We start from the raw sequence: 20,403 nt of genomic DNA, 5'->3' as shown, positions 1-20,403 counted from the left end.
GTTTCGCAGTGACGACACGCCCGTTCCTCGGCCACGGCCGACGAGTCCCGCCGCTGTCACCAGCGGCGAAACAGGGTTGCCGCCGTGGTATCGAAGTCCGCACGATGCCGTCGTGGATCTGTTGCCCTGCGGTCACGCCGCCCACGCCGGAACCGGTCGGATGTGCCGGCATCTACTGGCCGACGCCGAACGTCACGGCCATGTCCGGTTGCTGACCGGCCGCGGGATCGAATACGACATGTGCTGCCGGGACTGCGCCAAAGGTGCTGATCAGGGCGAACCGGTGGACCTTCTGGCCGCGTGCGAAGGCTGCACGGCCCGATGCGAGGCCGACTGGAGCATCATCGGCTGGCAGGGCACACCGGGCATCGGCCGACGTCCCGAGCCGTGCGACTCCACGGTGCGGGACACACCGCTGCCGGTCGACGTCGTCGACTTCGCCCCGGTGGACGGTGGTGGCTCGACATGGCTGCTGCTGGACCGCGACGGGCGGATCGGCAGGTTCGACGCGGACAGCGGCGACTGGACGGTGCTGGCCGCCTCGTCCGTGCCCGCCGAGCCGGACCATGATCCATGGGCGGGACACGAGCTGCGTCGACGGCTGCACGCCGGCGCCGGCGGCCGGTTCGCCGCCGTGGTCAACGACTTCGGCCACCACGGGCAGGTGCTCGACCTGCGCTCAGGTGCGGTGACGCTGGTCCTGGACGGCGGCGACGAGCGGCCGGACACCGTCCCGTTCTCGGCGGCGATGTTCGAATATCGCGGCCGCACTCTGGTGATGCACCGAACGGCGTGGAACCGGCTCGACGTCTCCGACGCCGCCACCGGCGAACTTCTCACGTCCCGGCAACCGACCTCCTACACCCATGGCCAGCCGCGACCCGGAAACTACCTCGACTACTTCCACGGCGCCCTGTACCTGTCCCCGACGGGACGCCACGTGCTCGACGACGGCTGGGTGTGGCACCCGGTCGGCGTACCCCACGTCTGGGACGTCCATCGGTGGCTGAACGGCAACGTGTGGGAGTCCGAGGACGGCCCGAGCCTGCACCCGCTCGCTCAGCGGGCCTACTACTGGAACAACCCGATGTGCTGGCTGGACGACCAGCGGCTGGTGGTCTCCGGCATCGGCGGCGACGACGAGGCCATGCTCGCCGGTGTGCGTGTCTTCGACGCCGACACCGGACGCGAGACTACGGCGTTCGCCGGTCCGACCGGAGCACTGTTCGCCGACGGGCGGCGGCTGTACGCGGCCGCGGCACACGGCCTGGAGGTGTGGGACCCGGCCACCGGCGAGCACACCGGCACCGTGCCCGGTTTCGTGCCGACCCGCCAGCACCGCGGCGCGGGCGAGCTCGCCTCCACCGACGGGTCGGTGCTGCGGCGATGGCGCACACCGTCCGCGCCGACCACCGCGAGCTGACCGAAGAAGCCCATCAGCCCGGCGGCCGGTGATCGCCGCCTCGCCGCTCGGCTCCGTCCGGTCCTGTCCGGTCTGCCGACCCGGCCGAACCCTGTCACCAGCGCCGACGCTTGAGCGGTCCGGAGCGCGTCGGTGACGGCCCGGCGCACCTCGTCGCGGCGGCAGGCTGCCCGTGCAGGCCGCCCCGTCCCGGGTCGGCGACCGCGAGGGGTACGGGGAGCTGTGATGTCGAAACCGTGGCGTTGGATCGCGTCAGCCGCCGCCGCGGTCGCGCTCGCAGGGGTCGTCGCGGCGACTTCGCAGGGCGCGGCCGCGCCTGGCCCAGTCGCCACGCCACCGGGCAGCGAGGCCGATCTGCTCCATGACGCGGAGCAGATCCTGATCGGCCGCTGCCTGGCCGAACGTGGCTTCTCGTACTGGCCGCAGCCCCGCGACCCGGTGCCGGAGCTGCGCGAGTTCCCGTACGTCGTCGACGACATCGGCTGGGCCCGCCGCTACGGCTACGGCAGTGCGCTGCAGCGCCGCTTCGACGAGCCGGACCCGGACGATCCCTACACCCGTTACCTGCGGGGACTGTCGCAGGATCGGCGCGCCTCGTTCCTGCTGGCGCTGAACGGGAAACCGGGCGGCGCCGGCGACCTGGTCGCGAAGCTGCCCAACGGGATGGAGGTCAAGCGCAGCGACACCAGCTGCGTATCGCTGGCCGAGCAGCGCCTGTACGGCGATGTGCGGGCCTGGTACCAGGCCAAGCGGGTCACCGACGGACTGGCCGGGGCTCGGGCCGGTCTGGTGCTGGCCGACCCGGCGTACGCCGCCGCCGTCCGTGCCTGGAGCGGCTGCATGCGCGCCGGTGGATTCCGGTATGACACCCCGGACGACGCCCGGGCCGCGGTTGCGGACGGCACCGCGCCCGGTGCGTTCGACCGTGAGGTGGAGATCGCCGTGGCCGAGGCGACCTGCGCCGTCGACACCGGCATGGCGGCGACTGTCGCGTCTCTCGACCGGCGTTACGCCGCGGTCGTCACGCGTGACCACCAGGTTGCCGTGGACACCAGGGCACGGCTGCAGGCCGCGGCGCTGCCCCTGGCCCGCGAGATCGTCCGGGCCGGCTGACCGCCACATGGATTCCGCGGCTGACCGGCCGCGGTGCACCACACACGAGGGAGAAAACCATGCGTCTGCTCTACAAGGGGTTGATCGCAACCGGAGCCATGCTCATGGCACTGCTGCTGACCCCGGTGGCCGCCCAGGCGGGCGGCACGCCGTACTGCCAGACCTCCGACGGCAGGGGCTGCCTGAACGCCTGGGAGCTGGACAGAACCAACGGCTACCAGTGCTCCTGGTTCAACTCCGACAGCAACTGGGGTGACGACTGCGTCAACGCGCACCTGCCCGGCGGGTTCCGCAACCAGGCCTCGTCGCTGGAGAACGTGACCGCGAACAACAACTACGCCCGGTTGTACTACCACCCCGGCTACACCGGCGCGTGGGCGTGCATCGGTCCCGGCGAGTACTGGAACGACCTCTACTACTGGTGGTTCAACCACGGCTCGGGTCTCGACGGCTACCAGACGCGGATCAACAACGAGATCGCCGGCTTCAAGTGGTCGAAGTCCTGCGGCTGAACCGACCGGGGGCGGCGCTTCAGGGGGGCGCCGCCCTCAACCTGCGCGGACGGCGGCCGGCGTTGCACGAGACTTCAGGAGAGAATCACATGCGCAAGATCTACAATGTACTGATCGCGACCGGTGCCATCATCGTGTCGCTGCTGCTGAGTCCCGCGGCCGCCCAGGCGGGTAGCGGGCACACCTGGTGCTCGTCCGCCGACGGCACCGGGTGCCTGTGGGCCTGGGACAGGCCGTACGCCGACCCGTACGGCGTGCAATGCGCCTGGTTCAACTCCGACACCAACTGGGGTGACGACTGCGTCTTCGAGGAGACGCCCGGTGGTATGCGCAACCAGGCGTCGTCGCTGGTGAACGGCACCTCACGCAACAACTACGCCCGGCTGTACTACCACCCCGACCACACCGGCGCGTGGGCGTGCATCGGTCCCGGCGAGTACTGGGACAACCTGTACAACTGGTGGTTCAACCACGGTGCGGGACTCGGCGGCTACCAGACCCGCATCGACGACGAGATCGCCTCCTTCAAGTGGTCGACGTCCTGCGGCTGATCCCACGACAGGTGGCGGCGGCACGCCGGACGCCGCCGCCTGTCAACCGGCCCGGCGCTCGTCCGCGGCCGGCCAATGCCGGGCGACGGCGGCGAGGGCTTCGTCGACGGTGAGCCCGAGCTGCTTGGCGGCCTGGGCGTACTGGCGGGCCAAGGTATCCCCGCGATCCTCGCGCGGTTGTCGGGCCGGTCCGGCCACGACGGTTCCGGCGGCGCGGCGGGTGCGGACCAGCCCGGCCGACTCCAGTTCCTGGTATGCCCGCGCCACGGTCCCGGGGGACAGGCCGAGGTCGGCGGCGAGTTGCCGGATGGGCGGCAGCCGGTGGCCGGTGGGCAGGGCGCCGGTGTCGACGAGGTCGGCGATCTGCCGGCGGATCTGCTCGTACGGCGGCGTGTACAGGTCGGGGTCGACCGCGATCTCGGGCAGCTGGGTCATGCCCGCACCTTGCGGCCGAACAGCAGCACCGAGACGAGGTAGACCCAGAAGACGACCAGCCCGACCGCGGCCAGGGAGGCCACGGTCAAGGCAAGGTCCAGCCCCGGCTGCCGGTCGAAGCAGCGGATGGTCATGGCCCCGTGGACGGCGGCGAGGGCGACCCCGGCCAGCGGCGTCAGCACGGCTATCCCGTACCCGCTGATGATCACCTCGGCGGCGCGACGGCGGGCCCCGTCGTCGCCGTCGAAACGCGGCCGGCGGGCGACCGCCTGCAGTGCGACGACGGCCAGCCCGAGGCAGGCGGCGGTCGCGACGATGATCGGGATCGAGTAGTAGCTGCCAGGCCACGGCGTGTTGGTCTGCAGCTGGCCGCTGCACCAGTTGGTGATCGCTCGTCCGGCCCTGCCCAGGTCGTCGGCGACGCCGACCGCGGTGGTGGTGGTGAGCAGCGCGACGAGCAGGACGGTGCCGAGAGCTGCCACCCACGTCGGGTAGACGGGCAGGTAGTCCCGGATGCGGCGCGCCGCCAACGAGGCCGAGCGAGGCCCGGTCGCAGCGGGACGGGGAGCGAACCGCTCGGCTGCCAGCGCGGTCAGCAGCAGGACCACCGCGAAGGCGGGCCCGGCCAGGGCGTAGCCGCGACCCAGTGGCAGGTGGACGGCGGTCTGCCAGGCAACGGCGACGCCCAGGGCGATGCCGGCAAGGCGAAGCAGCATGGCGGCTCCTTGTATCGAGGGGTCGGTACAAGGGTAGAACTTGTGTCAACCCCTCCATACAAGAGGAGGGTTCCCGGCCTCAGGTCCGCGGTCGGTCGGCCGCCTGGAGCCGGAACCGCAGGAAGCGCCGGCCTTCGATGCTGGTCTGTCCATCGGGGACGAAGCCGAGCCGCGTGACACCGTGCCCGCCGCGGCGGGTCGGCGGCAGCAGGATCGTCACCGCGTCGAACCCGAACGTGCCGAACGCCTCGTCCAGGACCCGGGCGCAGATCGCCTGGCCGTGGCCCCAGTACCGCGGATGCAGCACCAGGGCCAGGTCGACGTCGCCGTCCTCGGGCTGCAGGCCGCCCCAGCCGGCGAACTCGCCGTCGACGAGGAAGGCCCACGGGCCGTAGCCGTGCTCGCGCCACAGGGCCTCCTTGGCGGACACGAACGCCCAGCACTCCGCGAGGCCGAATGCGCCGTCCGCGAGCGGCATGTGCCGGCGGACCCGCGGGTCGCCCATCAGTCCGATCAGGTGGGCCGGGTCGATCTCGGTGAGGCGGGCCAGACGCAGGTTCATCGCCGTTCACCCTGCCGCCGGGCGGCGCGCCCGTGCTGGACGGCTACCAGGTGCTGCTGGACCGCGCCGCCGACGGGATCCGGCAGGCCGGTGGCTTCGGCGAGCCGGAGCAGTGGCGCTACGAGGGCGAGCGCACCTACACCCGCGACGAGTGGCTGGACCAGCTGACGACCTCCGGCGCCCTCACCCGGCTCCCGGCCGACCGGCTCGCCCAGGTGCTCGCCGGGGTCGGGGACGTCGTCAACGCGCTCGGTAGCAGTGTCGTCATCGGATACAGCACCGTCGCGGTCACCGCGGTCCGCCTGCTCACCCGGTTCGGGTGAGCAGGCGCGACAGCACGGCCGCAGCTGTCGGGGTCAGGTCCAGCTGGGTGACCTCTGGGAGCTTGACGAACACCGCGGCCTGGCCCTCGCCGATGACGATGGCGTCGGACGGCACCACGTCGCATCGCCAAGTAAGCGCGCACGTCGACGCCTGACGTGCCTTCGGCGAGGTCTGGACGCATGTCCTGCCAGATGAGCTGAAACTCCGCGTCGATGACCAGTCCGGTCTCCTCTGCCAGTTCGCGGCGAGCAGCCTGTTCGTAGTCCTCGCCTGCCTCGACATGTCCTCCGACCAGACCCCATTGCCCTGGCTCGGCCCGGGCATGGCGGTCACGAAGCTGCAGCAGGACCGCTCCAGTGGGGTCGACGAGCAGGACCACCGCGATCCGCACCGGCGGAGCGGTCGGTGTCGACAGGGGCGCACCCTCGACACGGTGCAGGCCTGAGCGCACCCGGTGCCGGAGGAGTTCATACTGTCCGCGACACCGGTTCGGCTAGCACACAGCGAGATCACAACCCCATGAATGGCCGACCGCGATCACGTGGTGACACCGCCCGCCGCACGGATGCCCTCAAGGTCGGCGATCGCTTCTTCCATGGCGTGCGGGCCGCCGCCCGAGCGGCCGACGCCGCGCGGTTCGGGCTACCAGGCACGATGGTTCGCGGCGCGATGTCGTCTCGCTCCAGGCACTGCACACAACCGGGACCACCGGTCAGGACGACGACATCAGGGCCGTGGCAGTGATGGCAACACCCGGACAGACGACTACCGCTGGCACAGCACGAGTTGGTTTGATCGATAAGTGGACACGTGGCATGTGCAGGGTGGGATGTTCGGGAACTTCAATCGGCAGTTCAATGTTTACCCGTCTGCACGTCCAGCGCGATCAGCCTATCTGCACCAAGTACGCCGGATCGCATCGCCCACGTTGGAGGGCAGGCAAGCGGAACTCGATGAGTTGACCGAATTCTGCCTGGCCGCCGGCGACGGCGGATACATGTGCTGGTTCGGTCCGGCTTGGGCCGGCAAGACGGCACTGATGTCATGGTTCGTGCTGCACTCGCCAGAGCAGACCGAAGTGGTGTCCTTCTTCATCACAGCCAGTATGCCCGGGCAGAACGACCGGGCGGCGTTCGCCGAGGTCCTGATAGTGCAGCTGGCCGCATTGCTGGGTCAGCCGGTACCGACCTTGCTGACACCGGCGACCCGCGAAAGCCATTTCCTTGACCTGCTAGAGCAGGCCGCCACAGCATGCCGAGAGCGGGGCAAGCGGTTGGTACTCGTGGTGGACGGGCTCGACGAGGATTGCGGGGTAACCGCTGAATATGACGCATACAGCATTGCGGCCCTGCTGCCGGCCGACCCGCCGGCCGGACTACGCGTGATCGTGACCAGCCGGCCTCACCCGCCAATCCCCGTCGAGGCCGAGCACCCGCTGCGCCAGCAGGAATCGATCCGCAAGCTGACGGTCTCACCTGTCGCGCAGATCGTGCGCACCGACGCACGACGAGAACTCAAACGCCTCCTCCGCGGTGAAACCATCGGGCAGGACCTGCTCGGCTTGCTCGTCGCTGCAGGCGGCGGGTTGAGTGCGACGGACCTGGCCGAGCTGGCCAAAGTGCGCATTTCGGAGATCGACGAGAAGCTTGGCACTGTGGCGGGACGTACCTTTCAGTCCCGGACCAGTTTCCTTCGTGCGAGCCGACCCGATGTGTTCGTGCTCGCACATGAGGAACTGCTGCAAATCGCAGCCGCGTTCTTCGGCACTGAACGGCTCATGCGCTACACCGAAAGCCTGATGACATGGGCCAACTCATACCGGGAACGCAGTTGGCCCACCACCACTCCTGACTATCTGTTAAGCGGCTACTTTGTCCTTCTGCGCGGTCACGACGACCTCGCAGCCATGATCGAACTGGCTGTGGACCGGAAGCGACAGGATCGGATGGTCGCCGTCACCGCAAGCGACGCTGGGGCGCTAACCGAGATCGGAATTTGCCTGAGTGCTTCAGCCACCCGCCACGACCTGGATCTGGCTGCGATAGTCAGGCTCGCGATGCACCGTGACCATCTGAACGGTCGTAATGCTGTCGTGCCCGAGGGGCTCCCGGAGTTGTGGATGCGACTCGGATATCCAGAACGCGGCGCTGCGCTCCTGCAAACCATGTTCGCCTCGGCGGGGTACGGCGACGCTGCGACACGATTCGTCGAAACAGCCGTCGAATCGGGGCAGGAGCCCTGGATATGTGAATGGTTGCGGGCGCCATGGTCTATTCAGCCAGAACAATATCAACTGGACGAACGCCAGGCGCTGCAGGCAACGTTCCATATGAAGAAAGGCGAGTTGCGCCGAGCAGAACAGGTTGCCGGGAGTATCGCCGACGCAGAAATGAGATCGCATCTCATTTCACGGCTCCGGGCGATCGAGGCCACCGCAGACGACTCGGGACTTCAAGACACTCTTTCGGCATCTACAGTCGACTCCGAGGCGCCTGCGTCCGATCCAGCCAGGTGGGTACTCCTGCCACCCGAGCCGGACGAGCATGAAGCCGTCGGCCTCTGGCGCGAGCCGGTTTGCGCAAGGGACATCGAGGCAACCGAGCAGGCCCTCCGGTGGGTGCGTGCTGGCAGATGGGACAAGGCCGAAGCTGTAGTCAGCCGCATCAGAGACCGGCGACAGCGCGGGCGAACCGTCCTGGGGGCAATCGCCGTCTGCCTCGTCGCCGGAGATCGCGGGCGCGTCGACAGTATCCTCGGGGCATTCGGTGCCCCTTTCGAAGGCACGGTCTTCGACAGGGAATCCTGGAACATGTGCGCGACCGCGCTCTCCACGGGCACTGCCATCGAACTTTTCCCCGACGAGACACTGGCGCTTGTCGGTGGCACCATCATCGAGGAATTGGCACACCGCGATGAGCCGAGACGGGCTGAAGAGTTCGCAGGCTGCTTCGATGATCGTGACCTGCGGGCGCGTCTGCTCGTGAGATTCGCCGCCACGGCCTTCGCCGCCGGACGGCCCGCTCAGGCAGAACAGTTCGCGTTCGCCGCGGCTCACCTCGCGCGCGATGCCGACGTCGTCGAATGGCTGGCCGACCTCTCCCGTGAAGTGGTTGATCTCTTGGCCGACACTGGGCACCGGCAACGAGCGAAGGACGTCATCACGCAGACCATGCTGAGGCTCGGGACACGAAGTGACCACGACGGTGGCTATGGTGTCACGGAACTGACGCTATTGGCCACCGTAGCGGACGATGAAGAGGTCCTGCCCCTGCTCCGCAGAGCGGCAGAGGTCGCCGAAACCGATGAATGGGGGCCGCTCGAAGTAGCCGAAGCAGCAATCCATCGTGGCCTACATGCATTCGCGAGGAAGCTCGCCGGACTTCTGGATGATGGGCAACTGGCCGAACTGGCGATCACGGCACTGCTGGGTGACTTGCCGGACATCGCAGCCGACTGCTGGGGCAAAATCAAGTCCAAGGAGGCGCGCACCTGGGCGATGACACGTGCAGCGGTTCGGTGTGTCGTCGGCGGAAGAATAGAACTTGCGAAATTCGTGGCGATTGCGACACGGGAAACTGTCGACAGCGATGGTCTTGCCGGCATCGACTGCATGCTTGCGTTGTGTGAGTACGACGACCAGCGGGCTGAAGAGCTGCTTACCTCGGTGCCCGCGGGTAGTATCGTCGCCACTGCGGTGACGGCGGAGCTTGCCGCCCGCTGGACCGCAAAAGGAGACATCGCCCGAGCGGACTCGCTGGCACGTGCCGACCCGGACATCCATGTCGCCGGTAAGATAATCGAGGCTCTGGTGGTCCGCGGTGAAGCACAAGCGGCGTTCGAGCGCACCCTTTCGCTGCAACCCAAAGACATCTTCTCCACGAGTTACTCGATCCAGGCGATCCTCTGCCACGTTGCAAGAGTCTGTCAACCGACCGACGCGCGACGGTTCTTGGCAACAGCAGTCCACTACGGTCGGTGGGCACCCGTGGCAAGGGCAGCTGCAGCGCTGGAGCCTTCCCTCGCAATCCTCGTGGCCGACGAGTATGAGACCATTCGCGGTAGCGATCCCACCCGAAGCGATCGTCCTCCGTCGCGTGAAGTGTGACCGCCAACGCCTGCCAGCGTGGGTTTCCTGGCATGGCGCGTCCAGCGGTCAGCGCGACCACTCAACCTTGCCGGTAGTCAGCCGAGGCGTTGCTGCCATGGGCGCTGTTCATCTTCGACGCTGCACTGGCCAACTGCGACCAACGGCAGGACACACCGCCGGCTTGCAACCGACGGTCCCAGCTGCGCGTCGTCGGCCGGTGTCCACAGCGGACTGGCACAGGCCACATGACGTGCGGGACCGGGCCGTAGAAGTGGTTGTTCTGGGTGTTGTGCCAGCCCCGAGTCCGCTGGCATCGACGTGGAGGTCGGGGCCTGTCGAAGCCTCTTGGCCGACATCGTTATTAGGGCAGGGTTCTAGTGTGGAGGCAGGATCGTAGAAGAATGAACGTTGGGGGTAGCCATGGACCCGGTATCGCTGGTCGTCACGGCCCTGGAGGAGGGCGCCAAGGCAGGGCTTGCCGGTACGGCGACGAAACTGATTGCCGATGCGTACGACACGCTCAAGGGCCTGGTGGTGAAGCTGCTGCACCGCAACGGCGCCGACGAGGACACCAACCGCGCTCTGGTTGAGCAGACCAACGGCACCGCCGCTGACCGCCAGACAGCGCTCACCGCGCAGCTGACCGCAGCTGGTGTCGACGATCCGACACTACAGGCCGCCCAGCAGCTCTTGGACCTGCTCCGTGCGTCCGGGACCAAGTACAGCATCAACGCTCCCGACGCCAAGGGCCTGCTCATCGGCGACCACAGCACGCAGCACAACACCTTCAACTGATCGTCAGCCGGCCGTGACCGACGACAGCCCGCCCCGGTACGAAGTCAACGCACCCAACGCCAAAGGCCTGTACATCGGCGACGGCGTACAGGTGAACGTCTTCGGCGGCCGACCGGAACCGGCCTGGCCGATCGCGGTAGGCCGGGTGCCGCCGCTGGCCGACTGCTGGCAGCCCCGGCCCGACGAGCAAGCTCTCTTACCTGTGGGCGACAGCCGGACGGTGGTGCTCTCAGGCATGGGCGGGGTGGGCAAGACTCAGCTCGCCGTCGGCTGGGCGACCAGCCTGTGGCAGCGCGAGCACGTCGACCTGCTGCTGTGGGCAGACGCCGGATCGCGGCAGTCGATCGTTTCGGCCTACGCACAGGCTGCCGCTGCCGTCGGCGCGGACTCGCGGTGGGAAGGAGAGCAGGCCGCGCAGTGGTTGCTGCAATGGCTGGCCACTTCGGGCAAGCGGTGGGCGGTGGTCCTGGACGACCTGACGCGGCCGGCGGACCTGACCGGATGGTGGCCGCCCGCGACCGGGGCTGGATCGGTGGTCGTCACCACCCGACGCGGCGACTCCGCCCTACGGCGTGACAATCGGGTGCTGGTGCAGGTGGGCCTGTTCGCGGCCTCGCAGGCTCATGAATACCTGACCGCGAAGCTGGCAGCACACCCCGGCCTCGCTGACGACATCCACGGTGTGGCTGCCGACCTGGGATACCTGCCACTGGCCCTCGCGCAGGCTGCGGCCTACATGATCGACCGAAACATGGCATGCGGCGCCTACCGCGGTCGGCTCGCCGACTGTCGGCGTGGCCTCGAGCATCTGGTGCCTGAGCCGGAGTCGCTGCCCGACGAGCACCGGGCGACCGTCGCCGCGACCTGGTCGCTGTCCGTCGACCACGCCGACACCCTGCACCCGGCAGGCCTGTCACGGCCGTTGCTGCAGTTGGCGAGCCTGCTCGACCCGAATGGCATCCCGGCCGCGGTGCTCACCGCCCCGCCGGTATCGGCGTGGCTCAGCAACGCGGCCGGCGCCGAGGTCATGGCCGAGGACGTGCACGATGCGGTGCGTAACCTGCATCTGCTGAGCCTGGCCGTCCACGACCCGGGCAACCCCGCCCGCAGCCTGCGCGTACATGCCCTCATCCAGCGCGCCACTCGCGACCAGACCCCGCCCGCCGTGCGAGACAGCGCCACGGTTGCCGCCGCCGACGCGCTCCAGGCGGTATGGCCTGCCGCCGATACCGACCTGGATCCCGACCTCGGCCAGGCCCTACGAGCCAACACCGAACACCTGCACCACACCAACCCCGACCCGCTCTGGATACCCGACAACGGCGTACACGTCGTGCTGTTCACCACCGGCAGTCGCCTCGGCCAGGTCGGGCAAGTCCGGGCAGCCGTCGACTACCTCCAGCGCATGCACCAGATCGCGCACAGGCGCCTCGGACCCGTCCACCGTGACACCATGGCCGCCCGCGCCAACGTCGCCTACTGGCGGGGTGCGAGCGGTGACGTGGCTGGGGCAGTCGCGGCGTACGGGCTGTTGCTGGCCGACATCTCTCGCGTGCTCGGCCCCGACCATCCCGACACGTTGACCACCCGTGGCAATCTCGCGCGTTGGCGGGGGCAGGCCGGTGACGCAGTCGGGGCTGCGGCCGAGTCCGAGCAGTTGCTGGCCGACCGGGTGCGAGTGCTGGGACCCGACCATCCGCACACCCTGACCACCCGTGCCAACGTGGCCTACTGGCGGGGGCAGGCCGGTGACGCGGCCGGTGCGGCGGCCGCGTTCGAGCAGTTGCTGGCCGACCGGCTGCGGGTGTTTGGCCCCGACCATCCCGACACCTTGGCGACCCGTCACAACCTCGCCACCTGGCGGGGGGAGGCTGGTGACGCGGCTGGTGCGGCGGCCGCGTTCGAGCAGTTGTTAGCCGACCGGGTGCGCGTGGTGGGAGCCGACCACCCGGACACCCTGACCAGCCGTCATAGCCTCGCCGGTTGGCGGGGCGCGGCGGGGGACGTGGTCGGGACGGTTGCCGCGTTCGAGGACCTGTTCGCCGACCGGCTGCGGGCGCTCGGCCCTGACCACCCGGACACCCTCGCCACCCGCCACAGCCTGGCCTACTGGCGAGGCCAGGCCGGTGATGCGGCTGGTGCGGCGGCCGCGTCCGAGCAGTTGCTGGCCGACCGGCTGCGGGTGCTGGGACCGGATCACCCCGACACGCTGAAGACCCGCAGCAACCTCGCCGGCTGGCAGGGCCGGGCGGGAGATGCGGCTGGGGCGGTCGCTGTATACGAGCAGCTGTTGGCCGACCGGCTGCGGGTGCTCGGGCCAGACCACCCCGACACCCTGGCGACCCGCCGCAGTCTCGCCCACTGGCGGGAGCGGTGCGGCGACCTCTCTTCCGAGAACGGAGCCCGCACTGACACTGAAGAATGACGAAGACTGGACGTCACAGGTCCTCGCCGGCCCAGGCGGTTTCGAGACCGAGCTCTCACCGCCCATGTGCGTGGGGGAGCGGAGCGGTCAGCTCGCCCTGGCTGTGAGCCGCTGCCAGCCGGTGACGAGGCGGGCGCCGTTGTCGCGCAGTGCCACCCCGAGCCGGGTGGCCGGCACCATGAGCGTCGCGGCCGTCGCGAACGCGTTCTGCTTGGGCGCGGTGAGTTTGCGGTGCGCGCGCTCGTAAGCCTGCAGGGCCTGCTCGGGGTGGTCGTGGTGCTCGGCGAGAGTGCGGGCAAGGGTGTGCGCCCCCGCCATCGCCAGGCTCGACCCCTCCCCGAACAGCGAGACCGATGACGTGGCGTCGCCGAGCAGCCCGATGCGCCCCCCGGACCAGGTGTCGAGACGCACCTGGCTGACGGTGTCGAAGTAGAGGTCTTCGGCGTCACGTACGCGTTCGACCAGCTCGGGCACGATCCACCCGCCGCCCGCGTACGCCTGCTCGACGATGTTCTTGTGCTGGGCCGTGTCGCGGTGGTCGTAGCCCGGTACGGGCTTGCCGCGCCAGATGAGCGCCGCGATGCCGCCGTCGCCGCGTACCGGGTGGACGGAGGCGAGGCGGCCGGGCATGCCGTGCAGCAGCACGTCGGTCGTCGGGTTGAGTTCGCGTTCGACGGGCAGGGTGGCCACGTAGATCCCGCGGTGGGTGACGAAGCCGGTTTCCGGTCCCCAGACGAGCCTGCGGACCGTCGAGTGCTGCCCGTCGGTGCCGATGACCAGGTCGAACCGCCGGGGCGTGCCCCATTCGAAGGTGACGTCGCCGCCGCCGCCGTCCTGGCCGAGGGTGGCGTTGGAGTCACCGTAGATGATCTCGACGCTGTCGGCCACGGCATCGGTGATGATCGCCGCCAGGTCGGCTCGGGGTACCGTGTTCGTTGATCAGGCCGGAGCGAGCAGGCAGAACTCGTTGCCTTCCGGGTCGGTCAGGACCGTCCAATGAACGTCGCTGCCCAGGTCGACGGCCGCTGCGCCGAGCGCCAGCAGCCTGGACTTCTCGGCCTGCACGTCGTCGCCCGGGTATGGGCGCACGTCGAGGTGGACCCGGTTCCAGCCGGTCTTCACGTCGGGGGAGCGGATGAACTCCAGGAACGGGCCGACGCCCTTGGCGGAGCGCAGTGCCGCGCCGGTCTCGCTCGTCTCCAGCACGGCCCAGTCCGTGGCGCTGCCCCAGAAGCGGGCCATGGCCTGCGGGTCGGCGCAGTCGACGACGATTGCGGCGACCGGCCCGGTGTCGCGGTAGATCGGACGTGGTTCCAGTACGCAGAACTCGTTGCCCTCCGGGTCGGCCATGACCACCCACGGCACGTCGACCGGGCCGACGTCGACGGGGGTGGCGCCGAGGGCGGTCAGGCGCGCCACCAGTTCGGTCTGATGGGCAGCCGAGGTGGTGGCGAGGTCGAGGTGCACGCGGTTCTTCACCGTCTTGGGCTCCGCGGAGACGACCAGGTCGACGACGACGGCAACCGGGTCGGGGTACACGAAGCCCTCGGGTTCGAGGTTGGTCACGCCGGGTCCTTCGCTGGACATCGCCCAGCCGAGCGCTTCGGCCCAGAAGCGGCCCAGCGCGGAGTCGTCCCGAGCCTTCATGTTGATCTGAACAAGCCGCGTCGCCATGCCGGTGATCTTATCGGCCTCGCTGCGACCAGGGCCGACCACACCAGGTTTCCAGGACAGGCCGATGCCCGCCGAGTTCACTGCATCGCGGTGCGGTGCGGGTGGTCGAAGGACGTCGGGCAGTGGAACACCCACAGGCCGTAGCCCCGACCGATGGTGATGCCGGTGGGGCTGTTCGGTCCCTCCAGGGAGTGGAACTCGCCTGGCTGTTCGTCCTCTTCGACCGGTCGCCAACTGCCGGAGCCGCCGTCCCACTCGGTGCCGTGGATCCTCAGCAGCAGGCACATCGGCTCGTCGCACACCGTGCAGTCCATCGGGTACGGGTCGGTGAGGTGCCAGGACGCGAATCCTCCCAGCTTCCAGCCCGGGGCGATGGACAGGTCGTACTGGTAGCGGCGTGGGGGCGCGGCCGGTTCCTGCTCCCAGGCCCGGACCCGCACTGCCAGTTCCTTGGGCAGCAAGCCCGAGTACTGGTACTCGCGTACCTGCTCGGGGTGCAGCACACACGGTTCGGGCAGGTATTGCTCGGACAGGACCGCGGGTTCCGGTGGCGTGGTCGTCACCGCGCCCACGTCGGCGGCACGCCGCCAGCGCAGTTCCAGGCGCGGACAGTACCCCAGATCGTCATGGTCGAGCGGGCACCAGAGCACCTGGAGCAGGTCAGCGGTGTCAGGGCCGAGCCAGCCGGGGACGTCGCGCCGGTACAGCTGCAGCACCGGCAGCATCGCGATCGGCTGCTCGATCGACTCGTCGGGCTCAGTCGTGTCGAGGCCGTCCAGCTCCAACTGCTCCGCCTCGCTGAGCTGCAGCCGCTCGCCGCGGCGGGTCCGCCGCCAGGCGGTGTCGAGCAGCTGCCGCCACCGCCGTACCTGCTCGGGGCGCTTGGGGTCGTACGCGTAGTGGGTGTCCTCGTCGCAGTGCGGCCAGGGTTCGCCGGCGGGCCACAGCAGCGGACCGCCCACCGAGCTGTCGTGCACGGTCGGGTTGCCGGGGCGCGGGTGCAGGCGGGTGGCTGTGGCCGAGTGGGCCGCGAGCTCCGGGAACGCTGCGAGGACGGCGTGCGGGCGGGGCGGGGTCGTCCTGGTCATGGGCACTCCCTCGGGACCGTGCTGATCGGCGCGAGCCTAGCGGGAGCGGCTTCGAGAGTGAGTTCGGGTCCTCGGGCGGGAACGGTGCCCGCCCATGCCTTATGCCGGACCAACGACAGTCACACTGACCGTGCCGTGAGGCAACCGTGACGTCCGTGCCGACCCTGGCTGACATGAGAAAACAACTCGCCGCGCTACTCACCATCGCGGCAACTGCCGCGATGGTGCAGATAGCGACTCCAGCACAGGCCTTCATCGGCCTGTACCAGGTCAACGCCGTGAGCCCGGCAAACGCCAACTCACCGAAGAACATCTCCGCCTCATGTGCCCCCGGTGACGACATCGTCAGCGTCATGGGGCAGGTCAACAACGGCGGCGGTGACGTCCTGCTGACCCGTGCCTACATCGACGCCGCCGGCGGCGGCACCGCTTCCGGCATCGAGGCCATCGCGACAGCCGTCGCCTGGACCGTCGAGGTCACCGTCGTCTGCGCCCCGGCCGGTGCGCTCGTCAACCGGTCCGTGGTCCAGACGGTGTCCGCCTCCAACGTGAACGACAAGTTCCAGACCGCGGCCTGCCCCGCGGGCGACAACATCGTCGGCGGCGGCTACTTCCTGACCGACGCCTTCGGCAACGTGTCCATCGACGAGGTCAGCTACGACGCCGCGATGACGCAGCTGTCCGTCACGGCCTACGACAACGCGGCCGTCGGCAACTACACCCTGACGACGCAGGCGGTCTGCGCCGACCCCCTGCCCATCAGCGACTACTGGAGCGCCACCTCCGCGTCCAACCCCAATTCACCCAAGGGCACCAACGGGGCTGCCTGCCCCGCCGGCTCGCAGGTGTCCGCAGTCGGTGGCGTGATCACCGGCGCGCTCGGCGACGCGTCGATCGCCACGCTCACCCCGCTGCCCGTGGGCGGCGGCATCGTGGCACGCGAGGTCGGCCCCTTCGCCGGCAACTGGAGTCTGCAGATGCAGCGCATCTGCATCGGATAGCGGTCCGCCCGGACACCGCGCCCGGTTCTCCCAGGAGGAGGACCGGGCATGTCCGCGCCCGCTGGTCGGCGGGGCTCCAGATCCGCTGGGAGGCCAGGCGGCCGGCGGTCAACCCGTGTTCGGTGTGGTGTGATTCGATGCCTGGCTCCCCAACGGGGTGGGGGCGTGGCGGCGTTCCCGTGCGCGTAGCCCCGGTCGGGGTGTCACCGCGCTGACGTGGTGCTGCGGGTTGTAGGGGGCACAGCCGCTGTCGCTGGCCTTCGCGTCGTGCATGGCCAGGTCGGCGTGGTGCATCAGCAGCCGCAGATCGCCGGTGAGGCTGCGTTCGGCGACGCCGATCGACATGCGCAGTTCGATGAGCTCGCCGTCGGGCAGCCGCAGCGGGTGTGCGCTGACCAGGTGCCGTACGTGCCATGCGTGGGCCAGGGCGTCGGTCAGCAGCGCGTGCCAGGCGAACACGAACTCGTCGCCGTGGATGCGGGCGGCGAACGTGTCCGGCAGGTGTGTGCGCAGTACGAGCGCGATGTGCTGCAGCGCCCGGTCGCCGACCTCGTGGCCGTGGGTGTCGTTGATGGCTTTGAACTGGTCGAGGTCGGCGAAGCCGAGGCTCAGCGGCCGGTGGTCGGCGTAGCGGCGGCCCAGTTCGTCCAGCGCGCCAGCCCGGTTGGGCAGGCCGGTGAGGGCGTCGACGTGCACCGCGTGCCACAGCCGGGCGAGCAGCCGCCGTCGCAGGCGGGAGCCGGTGAGCCGGCAGATGATCAGTGCGGTTCCCGCGGCCAGCGTCGCGAGTGTCAGGGCGGACAGGGTGGTCGACATCGCGGAGCGCCTCCTCGGCGGCGTCGGCTGCGGCGGGTCGGTGGGCCGCGGCGTCCGCGCCGGTCGGTGGTGGCGGCGAGGGGCCGCCCGGGGGCCACGTACGTACAACGGTCGATGCCTGTGATGTGTGGCGGCTGCGGGCGGCCGGATCTGACGGAATGCCGCGACGCCGGATCCTGCTCGGCTCGGCCGTCCGTGATCAGCACACGTCCTCGGCGGCACGTCGAACCGCCCGCGGCGGGTGTCGCCGAAGGTCTCACGTGCTGCGGACTACCTGGTTGAACGCCTCCTTGTGCCACGGTGCCGGGGCCGTGTCGTCGCGGCGGCGGTCTTCGGGCAGGCAGGACAGCACGTAGAGCACGATGGCCGGGCCGCCGAACATACCCGCCAGGATCAGGAGCGTCAGGGCATCGGTGCCCGGTTCGTATGCGGCGATCTCGGTGGGATGCGCCCAGCCCTGCGGATCGACCAGCACGGCGACGTCGCTGCCGATGCCGCGCTGGTTCGGCGTGCGCAGGAGGCCGGCCAGCGGCCTGCCCTGCGCGTCGGTCACCCGGTAGAGGTAGTCGCCGCCGTCCTCGGACAGGTCGTGGCCGACGAGCTGGGTCACCGTCGCGGTGACCGTGCGTCCGCGCTCTCCGAGCACCGCGTCGGAAGCCGCCATCATGATGGTCAGCTGCCCGAAGGACAGCAGACACCAGGCGATGCAAGCCATTACGGTGCGCCCGACTCCGGTGCAGCCGAGCAGGCCCACGGCCGTGATCGGAACGGCGGTCACGGCCAGCATCACCGGAAACCGCAGGCTTCCGGGTCCCGGGTCGAGGCCCTGCGCGGTGCCGATCCACGCGCCGGCCGTCAGCGCCGCCGCGGCCAGCGCCGATACGACCCCGATCCGGAACAGGATTCGCAGAACCACGCCTGGACGGTATCGCCCGCGCGCTCGCCGACGAGCCCGGCCGATCTCCAGGCCGGACCGTCGCGTTGCACAAGCCCGGTGCCCGCACGTGTCGTCGTACAGGCACCGGGCCGGGTCGGAGGACTACCAGCCGACGGCTACCAGCAGGAACTTCGGGTTGCCGGCGGAGACGAACGAGGACTGGTCGGCGTAGTCGTCGTACGGGAAGCCGTACGACAGTTTGTTGATCGCGTTGTCGTGCCAGAACTTCGAGTAATAGTTCGCGGGCGCGGCCTGGTAGTACAGGCTCGGCGTCGACCATTGGGCGCGTGGCAGGTGCGCCACGTGCCGGTTGAGGGCCGAGCACATGGCCGGGTCGTTGGCCAGCACTCCCGCGCAGCCGGTGATGTCGGCGGTGGTCGCGGTGACACCCACCGACGCGGCGTACGAGCTGAGGTAGTCGGCGTACTGGCCGCCGGGCCGGAACGCCGGGTCGCTGCCCGGCGTCGGGATCCGGTACGGCGCCTGCACCTGTCCGAGGTGCTTGAACTCGGCAGGTACGGCATTGACGAACCGCTGGAACGTCACGGCCCGGTCCTCGGCGAACGTGGCCTGGTCCTCCCCGACGGACACGTCGTAGCCGGTGTGGGAGACCAGCCGCATGGCCAGCTTCAGCCCGAACGCGTCGACCCGGGTGGTGTTGCCGTTGAACTGCGCCGGCCCGACCGTGAACTCGATGAAGTCCCAGTACTGGCCGGTGGGGGAGCCGAGGTGGAAGTACATGCGCCCAGCCGTGTTGACCGGCATGTCGAAGTACGGCTGCTCGGCGATCGACCGGGCCACGCCGTTGTAGCTCCAGAACACCTGGCTGTCCGGGTACCGGCCGTTCGTGCGGTTCAGAATCTTGAGCATGACGACGTTCTGGGCGGGCGGGATGCTGCCGGTCTCACCCCAGAAACCGCCCGGGCTCGGCGACGGCGAGCTGCTCGGCGGCACCGGGCTGGGGCTGGTCGGGCCGTTGCCGGTCCGCACCGCGAACTCCCACAGCGAGTAGCCGTAGGCGGTGGTGCGGGCGGTGCCGTACAGGCGCACGTACCGGCCGACGCCGTTGACGTTGAGGGTCTGGGTGCCGCCGGCTGCGGTGGTGGTGGCGTAGACGTCGGTCCACGGGCCGGTGGCGCTCGGTCCGACCTGGATCTGGAAGGCGCGGGCCGAGGCCGCCTCCCAGTTGAGCACGACCTGGCAGATCGGCAGTGCGCCGCCGAGGTCGACCTGGATCCACTGCGGGTCGCTGAACGCGCTCGACCAGCGGGTGCCGGTGCTACCGTCGAACGCCGCGGCGGCGGACATGGCGGCGCTTTCAGCCGACGACGCGGTCGCGGGCCGGTTCAGCGCGGCGTTGGCGGTGCCGCAGCCGCCGGTGCCGCCGCTCGTGCCGTACACCTGGAACTCCCACAGCGAGTAGCCGTAGGCGGTGTTGCGGGCGGTGGCGTACAGGCGGAGGTAGCGGCCCGAGCCGCTGACCGCGAGGGTCTGCACCCCGCCGGGACCGGTGGTGGTGCTGTAGACCGTGGTCCACGGCCCGGACGCCGAGCCGGCCAGCTGGATCTGGAACGCCCGCGCCGACGCGGTCTCCCAGTTCAGCACGACCTGGCTGACGGTGTGGGTGGCGCACAGGTCGACCTGAATCCATTGCGGATCGCTGAACGCGCTGGACCAGCGGGTGCCGGTGTTGGAGTCGAACGCCGCGGCTGCGGGCGTGGCCGCGTTCTCGGCCGACGACGCCGACGCGCCGCAGTGGGGGGTGATCAGCGGGTCGGCGGCGTGCGCGCCGGATCCGGTGAGGGCCACGACGTAGGCGGCCAGCAGCAGCATCAGTGCCGCTGTGACGGCGAGCAGTTTGGCGGGTCCGCGGTGGCGAGCCACGGACCGCACGAGCGTAGACATGGATTCTCCCTGTTGGGGTGGACGGGACAGCGCGGCGCG

19 protein-coding genes and 1 pseudogene are annotated in these 20,403 nt (G+C 69.6%); 9 read left to right on the top strand and 11 right to left on the bottom strand.

Annotation, left to right across the window (positions count from 1 at the left end; all coding sequences use genetic code 11):
- The first annotated feature begins 283 nt into the window (after positions 1–283).
- From AB0B35_RS29095 to AB0B35_RS29080, 4 genes are all read left to right on the top strand, one after another.
- A complete protein-coding gene (locus tag AB0B35_RS29095; protein ID WP_361051099.1) occupies positions 284–1,423 on the top strand; it encodes a hypothetical protein in 1,140 nt (379 codons plus the stop codon).
- Positions 1,424–1,648: 225 nt separating this feature from the next.
- Positions 1,649–2,536 carry a hypothetical protein gene (locus AB0B35_RS29090; protein WP_361051096.1) on the top strand — a complete coding sequence of 296 codons (888 nt, stop codon included), beginning with the start codon at positions 1,649–1,651 and terminating at the stop codon, positions 2,534–2,536.
- 59 nt (positions 2,537–2,595) lie between these two features.
- On the top strand, positions 2,596–3,048 hold the full coding sequence (locus AB0B35_RS29085; RefSeq protein WP_360535705.1) for a hypothetical protein: 453 nt from the start codon (positions 2,596–2,598) through the stop codon (positions 3,046–3,048).
- Positions 3,049–3,137: 89 nt separating this feature from the next.
- Positions 3,138–3,599: a hypothetical protein gene (locus AB0B35_RS29080; protein WP_361051093.1), complete on the top strand. Its 462-nt coding sequence runs from the start codon at positions 3,138–3,140 to the stop codon at positions 3,597–3,599.
- A gap of 42 nt (positions 3,600–3,641) precedes the next feature.
- Here AB0B35_RS29080 and AB0B35_RS29075 read toward each other — a convergent pair whose 3' ends face one another.
- The 3 genes from AB0B35_RS29075 to AB0B35_RS29065 form a co-directional block, all read right to left on the bottom strand.
- Positions 3,642–4,034, bottom strand: coding sequence for a GntR family transcriptional regulator (locus AB0B35_RS29075; RefSeq protein ID WP_361051090.1), 393 nt, complete (start codon positions 4,032–4,034; stop codon positions 3,642–3,644).
- Positions 4,031–4,750 (bottom strand): hypothetical protein, encoded by a 720-nt coding sequence (locus AB0B35_RS29070; protein ID WP_361051087.1) that lies wholly within the window; start codon positions 4,748–4,750, stop codon positions 4,031–4,033. The genes AB0B35_RS29075 and AB0B35_RS29070 overlap by 4 nt, the downstream gene beginning before the upstream one ends.
- Before the next feature lie 79 nt (positions 4,751–4,829).
- The gene (locus AB0B35_RS29065; protein ID WP_361051084.1) at positions 4,830–5,312 is read right to left on the bottom strand and encodes a GNAT family N-acetyltransferase; all 483 of its coding nucleotides are present in this window, start codon (positions 5,310–5,312) and stop codon (positions 4,830–4,832) included.
- Between the two features lie 32 nt (positions 5,313–5,344).
- Here AB0B35_RS29065 and AB0B35_RS29060 point away from each other — a divergent pair, with 32 nt between their 5' ends.
- On the top strand, positions 5,345–5,635 hold the full coding sequence (locus tag AB0B35_RS29060) for a hypothetical protein (protein WP_361051291.1): 291 nt from the start codon (positions 5,345–5,347) through the stop codon (positions 5,633–5,635).
- On the opposite strand, the gene AB0B35_RS29055 is transcribed toward AB0B35_RS29060, so the two are convergent.
- Positions 5,619–5,753, bottom strand: coding sequence for a hypothetical protein (locus tag AB0B35_RS29055; RefSeq protein ID WP_361051288.1), 135 nt, complete (start codon positions 5,751–5,753; stop codon positions 5,619–5,621). The two genes, AB0B35_RS29060 and AB0B35_RS29055, sit on opposite strands and share 17 nt — an antisense overlap.
- Before the next feature lie 130 nt (positions 5,754–5,883).
- Positions 5,884–6,015, bottom strand: a pseudogene (locus AB0B35_RS29050) (NUDIX domain-containing protein); the annotation flags it as partial.
- A gap of 423 nt (positions 6,016–6,438) precedes the next feature.
- Here AB0B35_RS29050 and AB0B35_RS29045 point away from each other — a divergent pair.
- From AB0B35_RS29045 to fxsT, 3 genes are all read left to right on the top strand, one after another.
- Entirely contained in the window at positions 6,439–9,741 is a 3,303-nt protein-coding gene (locus AB0B35_RS29045) for a hypothetical protein (protein ID WP_361051082.1), read from the top strand.
- A 402-nt stretch (positions 9,742–10,143) separates the two neighbouring features.
- Positions 10,144–10,518, top strand: a complete 375-nt coding sequence (locus tag AB0B35_RS29040; RefSeq protein ID WP_361051079.1) for a hypothetical protein — start codon at positions 10,144–10,146, stop codon at positions 10,516–10,518.
- Between the two features lie 13 nt (positions 10,519–10,531).
- Positions 10,532–12,943, top strand: coding sequence for an FxSxx-COOH system tetratricopeptide repeat protein (fxsT, locus tag AB0B35_RS29035; RefSeq protein WP_361051076.1), 2,412 nt, complete (start codon positions 10,532–10,534; stop codon positions 12,941–12,943).
- An 87-nt stretch (positions 12,944–13,030) separates the two neighbouring features.
- On the opposite strand, the gene AB0B35_RS29030 is transcribed toward fxsT, so the two are convergent.
- The 3 genes from AB0B35_RS29030 to AB0B35_RS29020 form a co-directional block, all read right to left on the bottom strand.
- Complete coding sequence (locus AB0B35_RS29030) at positions 13,031–13,831, bottom strand: FAD-dependent monooxygenase (protein WP_361051072.1); 801 nt, start codon at positions 13,829–13,831, stop codon at positions 13,031–13,033.
- A 51-nt stretch (positions 13,832–13,882) separates the two neighbouring features.
- On the bottom strand, positions 13,883–14,617 hold the full coding sequence (locus AB0B35_RS29025; RefSeq protein WP_361051069.1) for a VOC family protein: 735 nt from the start codon (positions 14,615–14,617) through the stop codon (positions 13,883–13,885).
- A gap of 77 nt (positions 14,618–14,694) precedes the next feature.
- Positions 14,695–15,705 (bottom strand): hypothetical protein, encoded by a 1,011-nt coding sequence (locus AB0B35_RS29020; RefSeq protein WP_361051066.1) that lies wholly within the window; start codon positions 15,703–15,705, stop codon positions 14,695–14,697.
- 173 nt (positions 15,706–15,878) lie between these two features.
- Between AB0B35_RS29020 and AB0B35_RS29015 the strand changes: the two genes are divergently transcribed.
- Entirely contained in the window at positions 15,879–16,706 is an 828-nt protein-coding gene (locus tag AB0B35_RS29015) for a hypothetical protein (protein WP_361051063.1), read from the top strand.
- Positions 16,707–16,814: 108 nt separating this feature from the next.
- On the opposite strand, the gene AB0B35_RS29010 is transcribed toward AB0B35_RS29015, so the two are convergent.
- From AB0B35_RS29010 to AB0B35_RS29000, 3 genes are all read right to left on the bottom strand, one after another.
- Positions 16,815–17,522 carry a GGDEF domain-containing protein gene (locus AB0B35_RS29010; RefSeq protein ID WP_361051061.1) on the bottom strand — a complete coding sequence of 236 codons (708 nt, stop codon included), beginning with the start codon at positions 17,520–17,522 and terminating at the stop codon, positions 16,815–16,817.
- Positions 17,523–17,778: 256 nt separating this feature from the next.
- Positions 17,779–18,438 (bottom strand): hypothetical protein, encoded by a 660-nt coding sequence (locus AB0B35_RS29005; protein WP_361051058.1) that lies wholly within the window; start codon positions 18,436–18,438, stop codon positions 17,779–17,781.
- Between the two features lie 123 nt (positions 18,439–18,561).
- Complete coding sequence (locus AB0B35_RS29000; protein WP_361051055.1) at positions 18,562–20,364, bottom strand: discoidin domain-containing protein; 1,803 nt, start codon at positions 20,362–20,364, stop codon at positions 18,562–18,564.
- Positions 20,365–20,403: the final 39 nt, after the last annotated feature.

This window comes from Catellatospora sp. NPDC049133 (assembly GCF_040648455.1).
GTDB classification, from domain to species: domain Bacteria; phylum Actinomycetota; class Actinomycetes; order Mycobacteriales; family Micromonosporaceae; genus Catellatospora; species Catellatospora aurea.
This window is presented reverse-complemented; position numbering and strand designations above follow the sequence as displayed.